Consider the following 19,875-nt stretch of genomic DNA (forward strand, 5'->3'; position numbering starts at 1 on the left):
ACCGTGACGTTCGCTTCGCTGCTCCGCTCCCACCGGCGCGCCGCCCGCATGACCCTGCGGGACCTGGCCGACGCGTCCGGCGTGAGCGCGCGAGCGATCAGCGACATGGAGAGAGGCCACAGCACGGCCCCGCAGAAGCGCACATTGGACGCGTTGGCGTCGGCGCTCACCCTGGATCCGGCCGAGCACCACACCCTGATCGAAGCGGCGTCCGAGGCCCGGACGTTCCGCTCCCGGCCGTCCTACGCCCCACCCCGGGACGTCCCCGACTTCACTGGCCGGGCCGCCGAGCTGGCCGTGCTGTCCCAGGCCCGCCGGGCGGTGATCCACGGCCAGCCCGGGGTGGGCAAGACGGCCTTGGCCGTGCACGCCGCCACCGGCGCCGAGACCCACTTCCTCGACTGCCGGACGGGAGACCTGCACAACCGCCTCCAGAGGATCCCGGCCGACGGTCTGCTGATCCTCGACAACGCGACCTCGGAGCCGGTCCCGCTACCACCCACCACGGCCAGGGTCTGGATCACCAGCCGGCGGCGGCTGCCGGCGCTGACCGACGCCACCCACATCCACCTGAAGCCCCTGACCCCACCGGAGTCGGCGACGCTGCTGACGGAGATCATCGGCACCACCGACCCGGCCGTCGCGCAGGTGGCCGACTATTGCGGCCACTTGCCGCTGGCCTTGCGCATAGCCGGCAACCGGGTGGCCGGCCGCCCCGGCTGGACGATGACCCACTTGGCCACCCGCCTCGCCGACGAGTCCCGCCGCCTGGCCACCCTGACCGCCGGCGACCTCTCCTTGGAGGCCACGCTGGCCCAGGCGTTCGCCGCGTTGTCCGCCCCAGCTCGCGCCGTCTGCCGGGCCACCGCCCAGCTCACCGACTTCACCGCCGGCACTGCCGCCACCCTGACCGGGGTGCCGGAGCCCGAGGCCCACAGGGCGGTGTCGGAACTGCTGGACCATGACCTGATCCACCCCAACGACGGCGGCACCGGCTACCGCCACCGCCCGTCGACGCGGATGCACGCCCTGTTCTCTGTTCGGTAATCACCGAACAGCGCCGGTACATGTCCGACGGCTGCGGGGCTCAGCCGGGTCAGGTTCGGTTGGGTGGGGTGTGGGAGCGGCGCCACTGGCTGGGGGTCTGGCCGTATCGGGACTTGAAGCGGCGGGCGAAATGTGTGGGATCCCGGAAGCCCCAGCGGTGGGCGATGGTGGCTATCGGCAGGTGGGCCCGGCTGGGGAGGGCCAGCTCGTGGTGGATGCGGTCCAGGCGCTGGTCGATGATCCACTGTTCGAGGCTGAGGCCGGCGGCGGCGCAGAGCTTGTAGAGGTGGCGTACCGAGATGTTGTGGGCCGCGGCGATCCGCGCCGGGGTCAGTGACGGGTCGTCCAGGTTCCGGCGGGTGTAGGCGCGGATGCGGGTCAGCAACGTCTCGGCGAAGACCTGGCGGGTGTGCTCCGTGGATCCGGCGGCCGAGACCAGCAGGGCCCGGGCCAGGTCGACGCTGGCCGCGGCGACCTCGGCGGCGGCGATGTCGCCGGTGATCGCGGCGGGGTTGCGGGCCAGCTGGGTGATGTGTTCGGTGACCAGGCGGTAGAGCGGGCTGGCGGTGATGCCGGGGGTGGCCCGGCGCACCACGTCCAGGGGCAGGCCCAGCTGGTCGAACGGGATCTGCAGGCAGCCGGCGGCGCCCTCGCCGGACCAGGAGAAGTCGTACGGGGCCGACAGGTCCACGGCCAGCAGGTCGCCGGGTGGGACGACGCGCCGGTGGCCGTGCTGGTCGATGTGGCCGTCGGCCCGGCGCTGGACCGACAGGGCGATCACCGGCATCACGTCCTGCCGGGCCAGTTTGGCCGTGCGGAGCAGGCGGATGCCGGTGGAGCGGTGGGTGAAGATGTTGGCGCCGCCCAGGTCCCACACCTCCAGCCTCGCGTGCACGGGACCTCTCGGGTCCTCGTGCAGCACGTGGCACGGCGCCGACGCGTACATCATGGCGGTGTGCACGGCCTCGACCCGGTCGGTGTCCGGAAGGTGTTCGGTGTCGAGCACGTACCCCATGCGATCAGCTTGCCCGCTGGTCAGGCCGCGGGGGAGACGCCTTTCGGGCAGATGATCAGCAGGCAGGCGTCCACCCGGACATCGTCGATCACCGGGCCGTAGCCGGCCGGGGTGGTCGTGCTGGCGAACTCCAGGCGGAAGGAGTCGCTCTTGGCCAGGACGTACGCCGTACGCCGGGTGAAGCCCATGTTCGTCGCTGTTCTACCCGTCGTGTCGAAGGACAGGGCCTGGATGAGCTTGCCGTTGACCCGCAGTTCGCCGGTCTTGACCACGGGCGGCCCGGCGTAGTTGCCGGCCAGGTCGTACGTGATGCGGTAGGTCAGCAGCGGCTCGGTGGGGAAGGTCGCGGTGACCGCGCCCTGCTGTCCACCGTCGAGGTCGAGGTTCTGCCGGCCCTCGGTGACCTGCCACAGCGAGTTGCTCGCCACGTCGACGTCGCCTTTGGTCACCGTCCACGGGCCCAGTCGCGTGCCCGTGGCGTACCGGTAGTAGGCGCCTTCGACGTACGGCTGCTCGAAGCCGCCGCCGAAGGTCGCCGCCAGGAGGACAGCCAGGAGAGTGTGCACGCTCATTCAACGGGCATATCGGGCAAAAGGTGTGTTACCAGGTGGTCCAACCGCCGTCGACCACGACGTTGGCGCCCGTGGTGAAACTGGAACGCGGAGAGGCCAGGTAGAGCACCGTGGTCGCGATCTCGGCCGGATCGCCGACGCGGCCCAGCGGTGTCTGCTCGGCCAGCTTCTTCAGCAGCACCGGGTCGCCGCCCTCGCCGGGGAACGGGCCGGGCGTCACGCAGTTGACCCGGACGCCGGCCGGGCCGAGCTCGACCGCGGCGTAGCGCGTGAGCTGCACGATCCCCGCCTTCACGGCGCCGTAGTAGGGCGGGTTGCCCGCCTCCGGACTGGAGTAGAGATGCGGCTTCGGGCTGACCACGCCGTACATCGAAGCAACCGTGATCACCGAGGGCGAGCTGTCGGCGGCCGCCGTCTCCAGCAGGTCACGGGTCGAGGCGAGCAGGCGCTGGAACGCGCCGAGGGCCAGGTCGGCCGCCTCGATGTAGTCGGACGGGCGGGCCGAGCGCAGCGAGCCGCCGCGGCCCACATGCGCGTTGTGCACCAGCACGTCGAGCCGGCCGCCGGCCTCGCGCAGCCGGTCGCCGAGCGCCGCCACGTCGTCGTCGGAGGTGACGTCGCACCGCGCGGCCACGCAGTCGCCGCCGATCCTCCCGGCGAGCGCCTCGAGGCGGCCCTGGTCGCGGCCCACCAGCCAGGTCGTCGCGCCGGCGCCGGCCAGCGCCGACGCCATCACCTGGCCGAGGCGCCCGGTCGCGCCGGTCACCACGGCCACCTTGCCGTTCAGTCCGAAGAGGTCGGCCGGCGTGATCACGCGGACCACCGGCTCGGGTCGAGCAGCTCCACCGGCATCTCGGGCAGCTCGCGCAGCACCTGCTCGCGCTCGGCCTCGGTCAGCGGCTTGCGGCTGACCAGCGCGGCGTTGCGCCGCAGCTGCTCCTCGGTCTCGGCCCCGACAACGAGCGAGGTCACCCACGGCAGCGACAGCAGATAGGCCAGGCAGAGATCGGCGCGGTCCTCACGCCCGAGCTCGATCACCAGACCGTCCAGTGCGGACACGACGTGATCGCGCTGGTCATCGGGGTAGTTCGGCCAGCGCACGCTGCTTCCGGCGACGAGCAGACCCTGGAGGTACGCACTGCGCACGGTCACCACGAGATCGGGCCGCTCGGCCAGGGCCGCGTCGAGGTCGCCGGCCAGCCAGCGCCGGTCGAGCAGGTTGCAGGGCAGCTGCACGTAGCCGAGATCGGGCAGGTCGAGCACCCGCCGCAGCTCGTCGGGCGACTGCACCGACACGCCGACCCGGCCGGCCTCGCCCGACTCCAGGCAGCCGCGCAGGTCGTCCCAGCCGTCGGGGGCGTCGGCCGCGCGGTGCAGCAGGATCGTCAGTGGACCGGCGACACGCAGGGCGGCCCGGCTGGCCTCGACGCTTTCCCGGACCGCGCCTCCGGGCGCGATCTTGGTGACCACGGAAAGATCGAGGTCGCCCAGCGCCGCCCCGATCCGCCGCTCGCTGTCGCCGTAGGCGCGCGCGGTGTCGAGGTGGGTGACACCCAGGTCACGCGCCGTGGCCAGCATGCGGGCCGTGGCGTCGTCGTCCGGCACGCCAGTGCGGTTGGCGATGCCGTACGCCCCGCCGAGCTGAGCCGTGCCCAGCACCAGCGCTGATTGGCGGTACGCGCCGCGTGCCCGGACCGGTACGACCGGCCCGCCGTGGTCTGTCATCGGTTGTCCTTCGTCGCTTGTGGCGGTGCTAGGCTTTCGCCCCGACCGACCGTATTAGATCCGTCGTCGCGCGAAACCACAGGGTGGACATGCACCACGCCAATTACTACTACGGCCACGCCCACGTGCTTGCCCGTTACGCCCAGCTCGACGAGTGGATGCATCCCCCGCGCATGCAGGGCTACCTGCAACACGGGTGGAACATCGGCGACGGCCTGGCCCCGGGTGTGCCGTTCGTCGAGGGCAGCCGGCTGTGGGTCTGGTCCGAGCAGGTGCGCCGCCGGGCGTGGTCGCAGGGCCGCCGTGACGTCGTCGCCATCGGTTCCCCGTTCGCCTATCTCCTCGAGATGAACGAGACGCCGGTCGACGAGTCGAAGCGCGAGGGCACGATCTTCTACCCCTTCCACGGCTGGGAGGGGCAGCAGGTGATGGGCGATCACCAGCGCCTGATCGACGAGCTCAAGGCGCACGAGACCGGCCCGATCACCGCGTGCCTCTACTTCAACGAGCACAAGGTCCGCAAGATCCGCAAGCTGTACGAGGACGCCGGCTTCCGGGTCATCTGCCACGGCTACCGCGGTTTCTGGTGGCGCGACCACGACCGGGACTTCCTGGTGCGCCAGCTGGCCGAGCTGCGCCGCCACAAGCGCGTGATCTCCAACCGCCTGTGCAGCGCCATCTGGTACGGCCTGCTGGCCGGCGCGCAGGGCGCGGTCTACGGCGACCCGATGGTGCTCGAGGACGCCGACCCGACCTTCGGCGGCGAGCCGCGGCTGCGGCGGCAGTGGCCCGAGGTCTACGGCTACGACCCCGACCCGGTGGTCGCCCGCGAGATCGCCAAGATCGAACTCGGTGCGGACATCCTGGCCACCCCCGAGGAGCTGCGCACGCACCTCGGCTGGCCGGCCGCGACCCGCCCGCTGCGGTCGTGGAAAAAGTCCGAAACGGTGGGATAGCTACTTTCGGGTGGTACCTCTGAAGCAAGTCTTCGGAGGTGACGGCATGAAAGCTCCCCTGCCCGACAATGAGATCGACCGGCTCACCGCGCTCTACGCGCTCGACATCCTCGACAGCGCGCCCGAGCAGGATTTCGACGACATCGTCGCGCTCGCCTCGAACGTGTGCGGCACGCCGATGTCGCTCGTGACCCTGGTCGACACCGACCGGCAGTGGTTCAAGGCGAAGATCGGCACCGAGGCGACCGAGACCGATCGGGAGATCTCGTTCTGCTCGCACGCGATCCTCGGCCGCGACCTGCTCGTGGTGCCGGACGCGACGAAGGATCCGCGTTTCGCCGACAACCCGACGGTGACCGCCGAGGACGGCGTCCGGTTCTACGCCGGGGCGCCGCTGGTCACCACCGACGGCTTCGCGCTGGGCACGCTCTGCGTGGTCGACAACGAGCCACGCAAGCTGGATGTCGAGCAGCTCCAGGCCCTGCGCGCGCTGGCCCGGCAGGTCACCTCACAGATGGAGCTGCGCCGGCACGCGATCGCGCTGGCCAACACCACGGCCCGGCTCCAGGAGCTGGAGCGGCGCAAGGACGACCTGGCCGGCCTGGTCGGCGGGGACCTGCGGGCGCCGCTGCGGCTGATGTCGCAATATCTCGGCAAGCTCGGCAAGACCGGTGTGCACGACGCCGAGATGGGCGACCTGGTCAGCCGGGCGGTCGCGGGGCACATCCGCGGCTTCCTCGACCTGGCGCACCACCTGACGTCGATGGCCGACGCCGGCTTCGGCAGCGAGAGCCTGCACATGCGGCAGATCGACCTGACCCGGATCACGCAGCGGGCGGTCGAGGCGGTACGCCCCATCGCCGCCACCAAGCAGATCTGGATCCTCAACCAGGCCGGCGGACCGGCCATGCCGATCATCGCCGACCCGGTGCGGCTCGAGCAGGTGCTCACCCACCTGCTGTTCGCGGCGGTGAAGTACACGCCGTCCGGCGGCCGGGTCCGGGTCGGCACCGAGATCGAGTCGGGCCCGACGGTGCGCCTCGACGACATGGACATGCCGGACGGCATGCGCCCCGACCTGTTCCCGCACCTGTACTACGGCGCGATCGCCAACCCGTCGACCGTGCCCGGCCCCGACCGCGGGCTGGCCGTGGCCAAGAAGATCCTGGACGCGCACCACGCGACGGTGGCGCTGTCGGACCGGCCCGGCGACGGGACGTCACTGCACGTGGTGTTCCCGTTCGCCGACCTGACGCCGACCGACATGGTCGAGGACCTGATCGCGGCCTGATCAAAGGAATGGGCCCGCCTTTCCGGCGGGCCCATGATCATCCCTTGAGCTTCTTCTTCACCGCGCGGGCGAACTGCTTCGGGTGGCGGATCTTCGCGACCTTGCGGGCCGTGTCGTGCAGCTTGAGCACCGGCGAGTTGCGGTACTGCCGCAGCTCGTCACGGAGCTTGCGCAGCTGCGCCTCGCGGGTCTTGAGGCTCGCGTCGCGGAACCGCAGCGTCCGCTCGAGGCCGAAGACCTTGCCGGCCAGCTCCTTGATCCGCTTCTTGTCCTCGTCGGTGTCGGCGAGCGCGGTGGCCACGTCCGGCACCTCGGCCGGGGCCGGCGCGAACGCCCCGGCCAGCTCCCGGCCACGCGCCAGCAGCTCGGGGGTGGCCTCGACGCCGGACATGCCGAGCCAGGTGGTCACCAGGTCGTCGCTCTCGACCATCCACGGCGGCCACGGGTGGCGGCGGTGGGCGGCGATGAGGCGGTCGCGGAACCGGAACCAGGAGGCGGCCAGCAGCTCCTCGCGGCTCGCGCCCTCGGGCGCCTCGGTGAGGCCGCGGGCGAAGCCGTCGGCCGCCGGGTAGAGGTCGTCCAGCGGGAAGCTGTCGACGCGGGCCGCGTACGCCCGGAAGCCGGGCACGTCCTCGGCCGCGGCCAGCCGGAACAGCTCGGTCTCGGCCGAAACCGAGTCGGGCACGACGCGGTCGCCGACCGTCCAGCCCGCCTCGCCGAGGTCGAGGCTGTGGGTGGCCGTGTACGCCGTGTGGGTGGCGCCGGCCGGTCCGAGCACGGCCAGCCAGCCGGGCGCCACCGCGCCGAGCAGGCCGGCCCGGGCCGCGGCGTCGGCGCCGGTGGTGATCGGGGCGACCAGCGGGGTGTGCGCGGCCGCGGCGGCCAGGCCCTCCAGGGCCAGGCGGGCGCCGGGCCGGCCGGGGCGGGTGCCCGCGGCGGCGGCCGAGTCGAGCAGCGTGTGGGTCTCGCCGGCGGCGTCGAACGAGGCGTACAGGCGCGCGCCCGGAAGCGCGGTGAGCACCTGGTCAGGCGAGGTGGGCCGCTCGGGGTCGTCGTGCAGCGGGCGCCACTCGTCGTCGCCGTGCCGGGCGTCCACCGGGCGCCGGTCGTAGAGACCGGCCAGGCCGAACTCGTTCTCGACGCCGATCAGCACCACCGCGTCCGGGCCGGCCAGCCCGGTGACCAGGGCGGCCCGCTGCGGCCAGTTGAGCGCCGGCGAGTCGTAGCCGAGGACACGGTCGAGGCCGTCGGCCGCGACGATCAGGTCGTAGGGCCCGTTGGCCAGGCCGTCGAGCGCGCCCGCGACGATGCTGACCTCGGCCGAGGGGAACGCCTCGCGCAGGTCGGTGGCGTCGCTGACCGAGCGGATCAGCACGGTGACGTGCTCGCTGCGGGCCGCCACCAGCGTGATCAGCTCGTGGCTGTGCGGGCCGGCGATCAGCGCGCGGGACGCCCGGGCCGGCAGCGCGTCGGTGAGGAAGGCCAGCAGCGCGTCGCCGCCCGCGGGCTTGCGGAAGCTGGTGTAGTCGGTCCAGGGCTGGATCTCGCCGCGGACGACCTCGATGTCAGTCATGGTGGTTCCAATCGAAGAGAGACCGCATCTCGGCGGGCGACATCATCCAGTCCTTGCCGAGCTCGTCGTCGGTGATCGCGCGGGCGGTGGCGAGATCGATGTCCTTGCCCAGCATGTCGGGCCAGAGGCGGGCGATGCGGGACTGGCCGCCGAACAGCGGGTTGTCGCCCTCGAGGGCCATCGCGTCACCGTAGACGGCCGGCTCGCACCCGGCCGCGACACCGTAGAAGATCGCCGTGGCCAGACGGTTGGAGGCGACCCGCTTGAACCGGCGGAACGCGGCCAGCTGCTTGTAGAGGAACTTACGGTCGGTGCCCTCGTAGTTCCATCCGCGCTTGCCGAAGCAGATGACCTCGAAGCCGGCCTCCTCGTACGCCCGGCGCACGTCGGCCCGCTCGTACTCGGTGTAGTAGAGGCTGATCGTGACCGGCTCGGTCTCGGTCTCCTTGATCTCGCTGATCAGGCGGGCGTGGTCGCCCTCGATCTTGGCGCCCAGGCCGCCCGGGGCGTCCCAGCCGTGGAAGAGGAACCACAGCGTGCCCTCGCGGTCCTCCTCCTTCACCTTGCCCAGCTCGGACTCGAGGTCCATCAGGTAGAGGAACGGCGCGCCGGTCACCGCGTAGTTGCGGCGGCTCAGCGCGTGGCCGCGCCGGCGGGGCGCGTCGCTCCAGACGAACCGCCAGGCGCCGTCGAAGAACTCGTGCACCGGGTTCCAGCCGCAGCCCACGTTCCAGCCGTGCTGGAGATAGCCCGGGATGCGCGGCGGGAACTCGTCGTCCAGGCCGCAGTGACGGGCCAGGATGTGCGTCAACCCGTAGTAGTGGTTGTGGTGATGCATGGGATCAGTCCATCTCCAGGTGCAGGATGCCACTGCGGGCCCGCAGGACCAGCTTGCCCAGCCGGCGGGGGAGCCGGCTCACCAGGAAGCTGTCGGCCTGTACGGCGTACGGCGTGCCGCCCTCGGGCGAGGCGAACAGGGCCCAGTTCAGATCCTCACCCTCGGACAGGTCGTCCAGTCTCGTCGACGCCGTCCACCGCTCGTCGTCCAGGGTGATCTGCACCGGCGCGTCGATGCCGTCGTCGGAGTTCGGCAGGAAGCGGCGCCAGGTGATCCGGCTGTAGTCGGTGCCGGCCCAGCGGGGGCCGGAGACGCTCAGATAGGTGGCGTCCGGAACCGCCACGACGTCGTCGGCGAAGACCTGGGCCGGCGCCTCGATCAGGTTCAGGTACATGCCGGGGCTGCGGCTCACCGCGACCACGCGGCCGCGGCGCTCGGCCAGCACACCCTTGTCGAGGCCGGTGATCGACATCATGAACTGGTTCTTGCCGTCGTGCATGCGGGGCACCAGGACCGTACGCAGCAGGAACGGGTCGTCGGGCTCGGTCACGCCGATCAGTTCGTCCAGCGGCACCCGGGCCGTGAAGTCGTCCATCGCGCCCTGCCGGACGCGCTGCACCGGCACGTGGACGGCGCCGACCGAGTGGCTCAGCCGCAGCTCGGGCTCCTCCAGGCGGGAGGCGAGCCGGCCGGTCAGCACGAGCTCGTCGCCCTCGACCTCGGCCGTGGTCAGCTCGACCGTGTTGCGCCGGAACTCGAGGAAGACCCGGCCGTCGCCGCCGTTGAGCGGCTGCACCCAGACGTCGCCGACCCAGTCGCCGACCGGATATTGCAGGCCGCCGGCGGCCAGCGCACCGCGGCGCTTGAGGCCGTGCGACCGGACCTCGACCGTGATCTGCGCCTTCTTCACCGAGTCGGAGAGCGAGGCCAGCAGCGTACGGGGGATGCGGGTGACGAAGCCGACGGGCCGGTTGTCGCCGTGCGTGTCGTGCTCGACGATCCGCTCCACCGGCAGATCCTGGGACTCCTTGCCCCAGGTGAGCGCGACCCGGATCTCCGACTTGGCCGTGGTCGGCAGGTGGGCGATCTCGGCCGTGCCGTGCAGCACGAGCGCGTCGTCGGCCCAGGAGAGGTCACGCACCGCGGTGCGGACGTCGAGCTCGGCCCGGGGCAGCGTGTAGAGCGAGGCCGCGACCTTGGAGCCTTCGCGCAGGCCCGGATATTGCCCCTCGTAGCGCCAGGGGAGCATCGGGTGCCGCCGGGCCCGTACGCCGCCACGGAGGCCGCCGTCGGCCCGGAAGCGGGCCAGGTTCTGCAGCAGCTCGGAGTCGCCGGACTGGAGGGCTTCGTATTCGAGGCGGGCGAACGTCGACGACTCGGCGAGCACGGCCGGGTCGAGCCGGCTGCTGAGCCGCTTGCCCAGGGCCAGCAGCGGGGTCATCTCGTGGTCGGCCGCGGACGCGAACGACTGGACGATGGTGGTCAGGTCGACCGTGGCCAGGTGGCGGTGCACCTCGGCGCGCAGCTCGGGGGCGCGCTTGTCGACCAGGTCGAGCACCATCTCGGCCGAGACGACACGGTCCTCGATGTTGGCGAACTGGAACTTGAGCTGGGTGATCGACTCGCCCGACTCGCGCTCACGCCAGTAGTAGACCGGCACGGCCAGGCAGTCGACGGTCACGGCGTCGATGTGCGCCCGCAGGGTGACCGGGTAGTCCTCGTAGCGGATCGCCGGGAACTGGTATTTGAACTGGTCCCAGAAGGAGCGGCGGTAGACCTTGTTCCACACCATGCGGTCGATGGCCAGGCCGGGGTGGTCGAAGATGTGTGTGGCCTTGCGCAGCTTGCCGTAGCCGGCGCGGTGCACGTACGACTGCCGGACGCCGTAGGTGTTGTTGAACCGGCGCGCGTTGCCGCCGGCCAGCGACGAGGCGGTCTCGTCGAGCGAGTTGACCATGATCTCGTAGGCGTACCGCGGGATCAGGTCGTCGCTGTCGACGAAGGTCAGATATTCGCCCTGCGCGTGCTTGACGCCCGTGTTGCGGGCCGGGCCGAGGCCCTGGTTTTCCTGGGTGACGATCCGGAAGCGGGGATCGGCCTCGCAGTGGGCGCGGGCGATCTCGGCGCTACCGTCCGGTGAGCCGTCGTCGACGAGGATGACCTCGAAGTCGGTGAGGGTCTGCCGGGACAGCGAGTCCAGGCAGTCGCCTATGTACCGTTCGACGTTGTAAAACGGGACGACGATGCTCAGCCGCGGAGTCACCTCGCTTCCTCACCGGGACGTGACAGAGACGGTGAGCGATGGAGCTGCAGCATGACACCAGTTCCTGCGAGGAGCGCGGGGGACTTGGCGATGTTGCCTGGCCCAAGAAGACAGAACCAGAGCCTGAAGATGAACTCTGGATGAACTTGTGCCGTACGAGCGGTGAAGTGAGGCGTACATATCCCTAAACATCCGATAGGCCTATTTTGTGATTCAGCGAACCCCCCGTCCGTTTCCGCCGTCCTGTGAGCACATCGGCCCGTGCCCCGCTCGGCTGCAGTTCGAGCGGGGCACGGGCCGACGATCACCCGGTGCGTACCGGGCCCGAGCCGCCACCCGGGGGCGAGCCGGCTGACGGAAGATCGCGGGGATCGAGCTCGGCCGTGCGGGCCGGCTGCGACGGGACCACCGGCCGGGCGAGCGCGCGTCCCGACGCCGGATGCTGGTCGTCGCGGGCCTGCCCGAGCGTCGAGGGCCAGGTGTCCACGACCGGGGCCACGTCCCGGCCGGACGGCGCCGCCACCGCGTCGGCCCGGGCGCCGAGCCCGGCCCGGTGCAGCTTGTGCCAGCGCAACCGGCCGCCGGTCAGCGCGGTGGTGGCCGACTGCATCAGCACCAGGTACATCAGCTGGCGATAGGCGAACTGCTGGAGGGGCAGGCGCCACAACGGCTTGAGCGACTCCTTGTCGAACCGGAACGCCACCGCCGCGGTGAACAGCTGGAGGGCCAGCATGCCCAGCCAGGCCACCACGGTCTCCTCGAGCTCCCAGAAGACCAGGCCGTAGACGAGCATGATGTCGACGACCGGGGCCAGCATCGGCAGCGCCACCCCGAACAGGGCCAGGAACGGCAGGCCGATCCGCCCGAAGCGGCCCGACGGCCCGGAGTCCAGCAGGGCCCGGCGGTGCTTCCACATCGCCTGCATGGTCCCGTAGCTCCACCGGTAGCGCTGGCGGTAGAGCTGCTCCAGCGTGGCCGGGGCCTCGGTCCAGGCCTTCGCCTTCTCGGCGTAGACGACCTTCCAGCCGGCCCGCAGCAGCGCGATGGTGACGTCGGTGTCCTCGGCCAGCGTCTCGTCGCTGACCCCGCCGACCTGGGACAGCGCCTCGCGGCGGAACGCGCCGATCGCGCCGGGCACGGTCGGCATGCAGCCGAGCACCTCGTACAGCCGCCGGTCCAGGTTGAAGCCGATCACATACTCGATGTGCTGCCATGCCGCGACCATCCGCTCCCGGTTGCCGACCTTGACGTTGCCGGCGATCGCGCCGACCTTCGGGTCGGCGAACGGCTGGACCAGCTCCCGGATCGAGTCCGGCTCGAAGATCGTGTCGCCGTCGACGGTGACGATCAGGTCGTGCCGGGCCAGCGCGACACCCGTGTTCAGGGCGTTCGACTTGCCGCCGTTGGGCACCCGGACGACCCGGACGTTGGGCAGCCGCATCTGCTCGACCAGGGCGGCGGTGCCGTCGGTCGAGCCGTCGTCGACGACCACCACCTCGATGTCGGGGTAGTCGCCACCGGCCAGCGACCGGACGGCGGCCTCGATGCCCTCCTTCTCGTTGTACGCGGGCACGATCACCGACACCGGCTCGACGACCGGCCGGCCCCAGCTCCAGCCGGGCTTGCGGCGCTGCCGGGCGTGCCGGGTCGCGAGGAGCAACAACAATGCCGTACGCCCGATGGTCAGCGTCCCGACCAGCAGGAACAATCCCGCGATGACCCAGACGAGCCCGTCCGCGAGGCGGACCGTCCAGATCACCGCCGTGCCCCGCCAGACGTCGGTGCCGGGCGCCTCGGGATTCTCGGCCAGCAGGGGCACGGGCGCGGCCTTGGCGGCGGCGGCCTTGTTGCTCTCGGCGATCGTGCCGTTGAGGCCCTCGGTGACCGTGGTGAAGCGATAACCCTTGGCCTGCATCATCGGGATGTAGCTCTCGAGCGCCCGGACCGTCTGCGAGCGGTCGCCACCGGCGTCGTGGAAGAGCACGATCGCCGAGGCGCCGCCGTTCGGGGTGGCGTTCCGGATGATCCGGCGCACGCCCGGCAGCTGCCAGTCCTCGCTGTCCAGGTCGTTGACGACGACCAGGTAGCCCTGCTTGCCGGCGTCCTTGATGATCTTCCAGTTGGTCTCGTCGATCGCGGCCGTCTTCGACGAGTAGGGGAACCGCGCCAGGTTGGTGTGCACGCCGGTGGCGCGGGCGATCGCGACCTGCGTCTGCGACAGCTCCAGGTTGCGCCGCCACGGCGCGATCAGCTGGAGGTTGGGGTGGGTGAAGGTGTGCAGGCCGAGCTCGCTGCCCTCGTCGGTGATCCGCTTGGCCAGCGCCGGGTGGCGGGAGACCTCGGAGCCGACCACGAAGAACGTGCCGTGCGCGTTGTGCCGCTTGAGCACGTCGAGCACCCGGGGCGTCCAGGTCGGGTCGGGGCCGTCGTCGAAGGTCAGCGCGATCGTCTTGGCCGGCATGCGGCTGGTGCTCTCCTGGCCGCCGGTGGTGTTGATGACCGGACCGCCGCCGAGGATCTCCGGGGGCACGCCGGCCTGGTCGCCGACCTCCGACTCGGCGTGGTCGCCCTTGAATTCGGCGTTCACGTACGCCTGGACGACGAGCACGGCGACGAAGACGCCGAGCAGCAGCGTGCCGAGCAGGACGCGCGGAGCGGGCAGCAGCCGGCGGCGGACGGGCCCGCGGCCGCGAGCGCGGCCGCGGGCGCGCCGGGTGGGCATGGGAGGGGTCACGAAGGCACCTTGGAAGTGAGGGGGTCAGCGGGCGGCTCAGGGGCGGCGGGCGGCTCAGGCGCGGCGGGCGGCGGCGTGGAACCGGAACCCGACCCGCCGGAGCCCGAGCTGCCGCCGGTGCCGCCCGAGGTGGTGCCGGATCCGCCACCGCTCGTGCCCGACCCTCCCCCGTTGCCGCCGGAGGTCGTGCCGGAACCGGAGCCGGAGTTGGTTGAGCCCGAGCCGCCGGGGCTCGGGCTCGGGTCGTCGTCGACGGCGCTTCCGCCGCCGCCACCGCCCGTTCCGCCGCCACCGCCCGTTCCGCTACCGGTGCCACTTCCCGTGCCGGTGCCGGCGCCCGTGCCGCCGCCGGTGTTCGGGGCGGGCGGAGGCGGAACGGGTGCGGCCGGCGGCTTGGTCGTGGGCGGCGGGGTGGTGGTGCCCGGCCCCGGGCCCGTCGTCGTCGGCGTGGTCGGCGGAGTGGTCACGACGCCCGACTCCAGCGGCCGCGAGGTCGTCGGCTTCGGCTTGGGTGTCGGCTTGACCGTCTTGGTGGGCTTCGGCGTGGCCGACGGCGGCCGGGACGACGACGTCGGCACCCGGGCCGACTCCAGGCGCGGCGCGAGGCGGCGCTCAGGCGTCCGGCGGGCCTCGGCCACGAAGACGGCCGTCGCCTTCGGGGCTGGTGTCGGGCTCGGTGGCGGCGCCGGGGCCGGCGCCTTGGTCTCCTTCTCCTCGGGCTCCAGCCCGGGCAGCGGCAGCACCGCGCTGGAGCGGACCGGACCGCCCGCCAGGCTCACGCTGATCAGGCCGCCGTACACCATGACCAGCGCGCCGAAGGCGTAGGCGAGCCGCCGCAAGAACCTGCTGCGGCGCCCGGTGCTGTCCACGAACACCGGGGCGGGCTGCGAAACGGAGATCACCTCGGTATCGGGGATCTCGATCGCGGCGAATTGCGGGTTTTCTGGCTCGTGCGAAGTCACGCGGCGAGCTTAAAAATATTTATGGCGATCTTGAGGGCCCTCACTCGGGAGGGTGACGGATGATCGCCGACGGGAATCAACCGAAATGATGAGCGTCAACGTTTGACCAGATGGGGGCCGGTATGTGCCGCTCGGAAAGGCAACGCTCTGAGCAGCAGTGCAACGGCGAATGAATCGAGGTTACGCGAATTCGGACAACCGTTAACTGTCGCTTTGCCGACAGTGAAAGAAGCTAAAAGCCGAAGCCTATTCACGCGGCGATATGCCGTACAAAAACAGGTTAAAGGCCTTTGTCCGGTTTGTCCAAACGGCTTGATCGAAATTTGAAAGTTCGGCACGCGACCCGTTGTGCGTGACATCGGAGGTCGTTAAGCTTTGTGGTGCGCGCCCCTATCGCCCGCTTCCCCCGTGGCAGGCGATCGGGGCGCGCTCTTGCTTTCCGCGGACTCCATTGCGCGGACTCCATTGCATGGCGCTCGAGACGACTCGCGCCGGCAGTGTCGAGCACTACCGGCGCGGTGTGAGGGTCCGGACGACCGCCTAGATCCAGCGGCCGCCCAGCCACATTCGTTGCGACCAGCTGTCGTACGGAATCAGCTGTCCCACGAAGATCGGATAGAAGTAGGCGAAGCACAGCGCCACCGCGACCACGTACGCCGTGACCACGATGGTGCCGATCAGCTGGCGGTCCGTGCGGCCCGGGCCGGCGGCTATGCCCTCCTTCGGCGTCATGATGGCGCCGAGCACGTAGACGACGGCCAGGATCAGGAACGGCAGCGCGGGCAGGACGTAGAACGAGAACATCGTCCGGCCGTCCTTGATCGCGTAGTAGAACCACGGCAGGATGCCGGCCACCGCGCCCGTGCCGATCGCCCAGGCCCGCCAGTCACGCCGGGCGAAGCCGAACCAGACCAGGGCGGCCAGCGCCGGCAGGAACGACCACCACAGGATCGGCGTGCCGAGCAGCAGCACCTCGCGGGCGCAGCTCGTCGCGCCGCAGTCGCCGCCGTTGTTCCAGTAGAAAGCGACCGGCCGGCCCAGCAGCAGCCACTGCCACGGCCACGACTGATAGACGTGGCGCTCGGTCAGCCCACTGTGGAACTTGTACGCCTCGGAGTGGTAATGCCACAGGTTCATCAGCGCGCCGAAGACCGGCGGCTCGCTGAGCCCGTTCGCCTCCCGGTAGTGCCGGAAATAGCCGTCGTCGGTGACGAACCAGCCGGTCCAGGCGGCCAGGTAGATCACGAAGCTGATGGCCAGGCTCAGGATCAGCCAGCCGAGATCGCCGATGATGCCGGCCAGGACCGGCCCCCGGATGCCGGCCGACCGGCGGGCCTGCACCCGCCAGACGATCACCAGCGCCGCGAAGAACGGGGCGAAGGCCAGGGCGCTCCACTTCACGCCGCAGGCCAGTCCGAAGGTCAGCCCGGACACCAGCAGCCACCACGGCACGATCCGGGGCACGGCCGGCGTCTTCTCCGGATCGAACCCGTTCTCCAGCGCCCGCAGCAGGCCGCGCCGATAATGATCGCGGTCGAGCACCATCGCGGCGAACGTCATCAGCACGAACAGCCCGAGGAAGATGTCGAGCAGCGAGGTGCGCGAGAGCACCAGCTGGAAGCCGTCCAGCGTCATGAGCAGCCCGGCCAGCCCGGCCAGCAGCACCGAATGGAACAGCCGGTAGGCGACCCGGATCAGCACCAGGATCATCAGCGTGCCGGCCACGGCCGGCATGAGCCGCCAGCCGAGCTCGTGGTTGCCGTAGATCAGCTCGCCCAGCGAGATCAGCCACTTGCCCAGGGGCGGATGAACCACATAAGCCGCGCTGTTGGTCTTCTCGTCCCACTCGACGCCGTGGTGGAGCATGTCCCAGGCGTCGGTCGGGTAGTAGACCTCGTCGAAGATGTAGCCCCTGGGGCTGCTGACCCCGTTCAGCCGCAGGATCGCGGCGATCACCACGATCACGCCGGTGACGATCCACGAATGCGGGTTGAGCCAGTTGTCGAGCGTGGTCAGCCGCCGCCGGACGACCTCGGGAACCGCGCGCAGGCCACCGGGCTCCGGAGCCTCGACGGGCGGTTCCGGGGTGGTTTCTTTCTCCGCTGTCGCCGCCGTAGTCACCCCGCGATCGTAGAAGGTACGCCTGAGAGCCGACGCCCGCCGTCGCCGCGGCGCGTCATGTGATGGACTTTCCGTCGTGTCTTCCGCAGAGAACGCTTCCGGCCGGGTCGTGCTGCTCGGCGCGCCGCTGGGCAACGTCGGCGACGCCTCCACGAGGCTGCGCGAGGTCCTCTCCACGGCGGACGTGATCGCCGCCGAGGACACGCGCCGCCTGGCCCGCCTCACCCGCGATCTGGGCGTCACGGTCTCCGGGCGTGTCGTCTCCTACTTCGAGGGCAACGACGAGAGACGTACGCCCGAACTGGTCGAGGCCCTGGCCTCGGGCGCCGTGGTCGCGGTGGTCACCGACGGCGGCATGCCGAGCGTCTCCGACCCCGGCTTCCGGCTGGTCCGAGCGGCCCTCGACGCCGGATATCCGGTGACGGCGGCGCCCGGGCCGAGCGCGGTCACGACCGCCCTGGCGCTCTCCGGCCTGCCCAGCGACCGGTTCGTCTTCGAGGGCTTTCTTCCCCGTACGGGTTCTCACCGGCGCTCCCGCCTGCGCGAGCTCGCCGCCGAACCCCGCACGCTGGTCCTGTTCGAGGCGCCGCACCGCATCGCGGGCACCCTGGCCGACCTGGCCGCGATCTTCGGCGCCGACCGGCCGGCCGCGGTCTGCCGTGAGCTGACCAAGACGTACGAGGAGATCCGCCGCAGCACGCTGGAGGAGCTGGCCGCCGACGCCGCCCGCGAGGAGTTCCGGGGCGAGATCACCCTGGTCGTGGGCGGAGCGCCGGCCGGGCCGGCAGTCCGCCCGGCCGACGAGGACCTGCGGGCGGCCGTCGCGGAGCGGGAAGCCGCGGGGCAGTCGCGCCGGGACGCGATCCAGGCCGTCGCCGACGAGTACGGGGTGAAGAAGCGCGAGGTGTACGCGCTGGTTCATCAGTCCTAGTAAGCGGCTGCCAGGAAGCCGGCCAGCAGCGCCAAAGGGCCGGCCAGGCTGAGCAGGACGGCGCCCCGGCGCGCCCGGGCGGACGGAAGCTGACGTGCCCGGGTGACGCCCGCGATGGCGTACCCGCAGAGAAGCACCAGGGCGAAGCCGAGCATCCAGCGCAGTTGCAGGAGCGCCCCGGTGCCGCCCAGATAGGCCTGCTGGCTGTCCGGGCTGACCATCTTGGCCGGCGTGACCGCGCCCGGCTGGCGGCCGGTGCCCTCGACGCCGAGCAGGGTCACGCGGGCGATGGTGTAGCCGCCGTCGTCGGCGGTGAACTGCCCGGCGCAGCGCTGGGTGACACCGGTGCCGGTGCAGACGGTGGTGGTGGCGTTGCCGGGATCGCCGTGGCCGACGGCGAGCCAGAACGGTTCGGCGCTGACCCAGGCGAAGAAGGCGGCGACCAGGCCGAGAGCGACCAGCGAGACCTGGGCCGAGAGGGGAAGGCCGGCCGAGCGGCGGCTGTGCCGGGGCTTGCCGGCCGAGCGGCGGGGCTCCTCGGGCCGTACCTCGATCGTGTCGTCGACCCGGTCGTGCCAGAAGGGCGAGTTCTCGAGCCGCTCGAGCCGGGCGTCGGTGGCCGGGGACCCGGTCAGCGGGGGCAAGGGCTCGGTCGGCCGGGCATGGGCGCCACCCTGCCGGGGGCGCCGGACGACGGGCGGCCGGGCGGGCGCGGCCATGGGCTCGAGAGGGACGGTGGGGCGGTTGCGGGCGCTGGGCTCCGGAAGAACCATGACGTCCTGATCCGCCGGCGGCGGCGTCACCGTCCCGGGCGAGGCAGTTTCAGCCGTCGCGGGCGGCATTTCTCCGGCGGGCTGGGTCTCCGCGCCGGGCTGGGTCTCCGCGCCGGGCTGGGTCTCCGCGCCGGGCTGGGTCTCCGCGCCGGCCTGAATCCCCGCGCCGGCCTGGATCTCCGCGCCGGCATGGGGCTCCGCGCTGGGCCGAGTCCCGGCAGCGGCCTGCGTCCCCGCGCCGCCTGGCGGCTGTGCCGTCGCGGTCCCCGGCTGGTCGGTCGCCGCGATCGCCTGGAGGGCGTTCGGCGTGGCCGCTCTCCTTGCCGTATATCCGGCGGGCGGGCGCAGCGGGTCGTAGCGGTGTGGGTCCGGCCGGTCGTGGTCCCGCTCGACGGCGACGAAACGGGCGACCGCTTCGGCCGGCGGAGCGGCGGACGCGACAACCGGCGCCGCGGTGGCGTCGGCCGACGGAGCCCGCCCTTCAATGGCCGTCGCATAGCCCTCGGCCGGCCGGGCGGCGATGGGCGTAGCGGATCCCTCGGCCGGGGCGGCGATGGGTGTGGCGGATCCCTCGGCCGGGGCGGCAATGGGCGCGGCGGATCCCTCGGCCGGGGCGGCGATGGGCGCGGCGGATCCCTCGGCCGGGGTGGCGATGGGCGCGGCCGGCTCAGCGATGGGTGCGGCTGGTTCCTCGATCGGTGGGGCGATCGCGGCGGCCGTTGCGGGCGGGGTCAGCTCGGCCGCCGGTGGGACGGCGCGGGGCGGCGCTGTGGGATCCAGGGCCCCGGCCACGTCCTGGGCCGCGGCCGCGTGGGCGTCGGCGGCCTCGCCGGTGTAGGTCTTGGCGACCGGGGGCTCCAGTGTGCCCGTACCACCGGAAGGGTCTTGACCTTGATTGGCGGACGCGGGGCGCCGTCGCGGGTGGCGTGGGCGGGAAGGCCGGTCGGTCTCGCCGCGCCACCAGGCCGCGTCGGGATCGGCGAACGACCACGGGTCGCCCTCGCTGCGAGGCGTTTCCCCAGGCTGTGGCGTGTCTCCGAGCACGTTTCCATTTGACTACGCGGGGTGGCGATG

At 71.6% G+C, this 19,875-nt stretch carries 15 protein-coding genes; 4 read left to right on the forward strand and 11 right to left on the reverse strand.

Annotation, left to right across the window (positions count from 1 at the left end; all coding sequences use genetic code 11):
- Positions 1–3 precede the first annotated feature (3 nt).
- The gene (locus ACFY36_RS21610; protein WP_499747758.1) at positions 4–1,047 is read left to right on the forward strand and encodes a helix-turn-helix domain-containing protein; all 1,044 of its coding nucleotides are present in this window, start codon (positions 4–6) and stop codon (positions 1,045–1,047) included.
- A 49-nt stretch (positions 1,048–1,096) separates the two neighbouring features.
- On the opposite strand, the gene ACFY36_RS21615 is transcribed toward ACFY36_RS21610, so the two are convergent.
- Genes ACFY36_RS21615 through ACFY36_RS21630 form a run of 4 tightly spaced genes read right to left on the reverse strand, consistent with a single transcriptional unit; the run spans position 1,097 to position 4,359 of the window.
- A complete protein-coding gene (locus ACFY36_RS21615) occupies positions 1,097–2,062 on the reverse strand; it encodes a helix-turn-helix domain-containing protein (RefSeq protein WP_499747759.1) in 966 nt (321 codons plus the stop codon).
- A 20-nt stretch (positions 2,063–2,082) separates the two neighbouring features.
- Entirely contained in the window at positions 2,083–2,634 is a 552-nt protein-coding gene (locus ACFY36_RS21620; protein WP_499747760.1) for a DUF642 domain-containing protein, read from the reverse strand.
- A 28-nt stretch (positions 2,635–2,662) separates the two neighbouring features.
- Positions 2,663–3,448: an SDR family NAD(P)-dependent oxidoreductase gene (locus ACFY36_RS21625; protein ID WP_499747761.1), complete on the reverse strand. Its 786-nt coding sequence runs from the start codon at positions 3,446–3,448 to the stop codon at positions 2,663–2,665.
- The gene (locus tag ACFY36_RS21630; RefSeq protein WP_499747762.1) at positions 3,445–4,359 is read right to left on the reverse strand and encodes an aldo/keto reductase; all 915 of its coding nucleotides are present in this window, start codon (positions 4,357–4,359) and stop codon (positions 3,445–3,447) included. Before ACFY36_RS21630 ends, ACFY36_RS21625 begins: the two co-directional genes overlap by 4 nt.
- An 89-nt stretch (positions 4,360–4,448) precedes the next feature.
- Here ACFY36_RS21630 and ACFY36_RS21635 point away from each other — a divergent pair, with 89 nt between their 5' ends.
- Both ACFY36_RS21635 and ACFY36_RS21640 read left to right on the forward strand, forming a co-directional pair.
- Entirely contained in the window at positions 4,449–5,315 is an 867-nt protein-coding gene (locus ACFY36_RS21635; RefSeq protein ID WP_499747763.1) for a hypothetical protein, read from the forward strand.
- A 46-nt stretch (positions 5,316–5,361) separates the two neighbouring features.
- The gene (locus tag ACFY36_RS21640) at positions 5,362–6,606 is read left to right on the forward strand and encodes a GAF domain-containing sensor histidine kinase (protein ID WP_499747764.1); all 1,245 of its coding nucleotides are present in this window, start codon (positions 5,362–5,364) and stop codon (positions 6,604–6,606) included.
- 37 nt (positions 6,607–6,643) lie between these two features.
- Here ACFY36_RS21640 and ACFY36_RS21645 read toward each other — a convergent pair whose 3' ends face one another.
- The 6 genes from ACFY36_RS21645 to ACFY36_RS21670 all read right to left on the reverse strand — a co-directional run bounded on the left by ACFY36_RS21645 (position 6,644) and on the right by ACFY36_RS21670 (position 17,097).
- Positions 6,644–8,179: a Med9 domain-containing protein gene (locus ACFY36_RS21645; RefSeq protein WP_499747765.1), complete on the reverse strand. Its 1,536-nt coding sequence runs from the start codon at positions 8,177–8,179 to the stop codon at positions 6,644–6,646.
- Positions 8,172–9,017: a hypothetical protein gene (locus ACFY36_RS21650; RefSeq protein WP_499747766.1), complete on the reverse strand. Its 846-nt coding sequence runs from the start codon at positions 9,015–9,017 to the stop codon at positions 8,172–8,174. The genes ACFY36_RS21645 and ACFY36_RS21650 overlap by 8 nt, the downstream gene beginning before the upstream one ends.
- Before the next feature lie 4 nt (positions 9,018–9,021).
- A complete protein-coding gene (locus tag ACFY36_RS21655) occupies positions 9,022–11,280 on the reverse strand; it encodes a glycosyltransferase family 2 protein (protein ID WP_499747767.1) in 2,259 nt (752 codons plus the stop codon).
- A gap of 304 nt (positions 11,281–11,584) precedes the next feature.
- Positions 11,585–14,014, reverse strand: coding sequence for a bifunctional polysaccharide deacetylase/glycosyltransferase family 2 protein (locus tag ACFY36_RS21660; protein ID WP_499747768.1), 2,430 nt, complete (start codon positions 14,012–14,014; stop codon positions 11,585–11,587).
- The gene (locus ACFY36_RS21665) at positions 14,011–14,976 is read right to left on the reverse strand and encodes a hypothetical protein (protein ID WP_499747769.1); all 966 of its coding nucleotides are present in this window, start codon (positions 14,974–14,976) and stop codon (positions 14,011–14,013) included. Before ACFY36_RS21665 ends, ACFY36_RS21660 begins: the two co-directional genes overlap by 4 nt.
- A 540-nt stretch (positions 14,977–15,516) precedes the next feature.
- On the reverse strand, positions 15,517–17,097 hold the full coding sequence (locus tag ACFY36_RS21670) for a dolichyl-phosphate-mannose--protein mannosyltransferase (RefSeq protein WP_499747770.1): 1,581 nt from the start codon (positions 17,095–17,097) through the stop codon (positions 15,517–15,519).
- 76 nt (positions 17,098–17,173) lie between these two features.
- Here ACFY36_RS21670 and rsmI point away from each other — a divergent pair, with 76 nt between their 5' ends.
- The gene (gene rsmI, locus ACFY36_RS21675) at positions 17,174–18,028 is read left to right on the forward strand and encodes a 16S rRNA (cytidine(1402)-2'-O)-methyltransferase (protein ID WP_499747771.1); all 855 of its coding nucleotides are present in this window, start codon (positions 17,174–17,176) and stop codon (positions 18,026–18,028) included.
- Here rsmI and ACFY36_RS21680 read toward each other — a convergent pair.
- Entirely contained in the window at positions 18,025–19,845 is a 1,821-nt protein-coding gene (locus tag ACFY36_RS21680; RefSeq protein WP_499747772.1) for a hypothetical protein, read from the reverse strand. The genes rsmI and ACFY36_RS21680 overlap by 4 nt on opposite strands.
- Between the last annotated feature and the right edge of the window lie 30 nt (positions 19,846–19,875).

It is taken from the genome of Actinoplanes sp. NPDC000266, from assembly GCF_042899005.1.
Classification (GTDB): domain Bacteria; phylum Actinomycetota; class Actinomycetes; order Mycobacteriales; family Micromonosporaceae; genus Actinoplanes.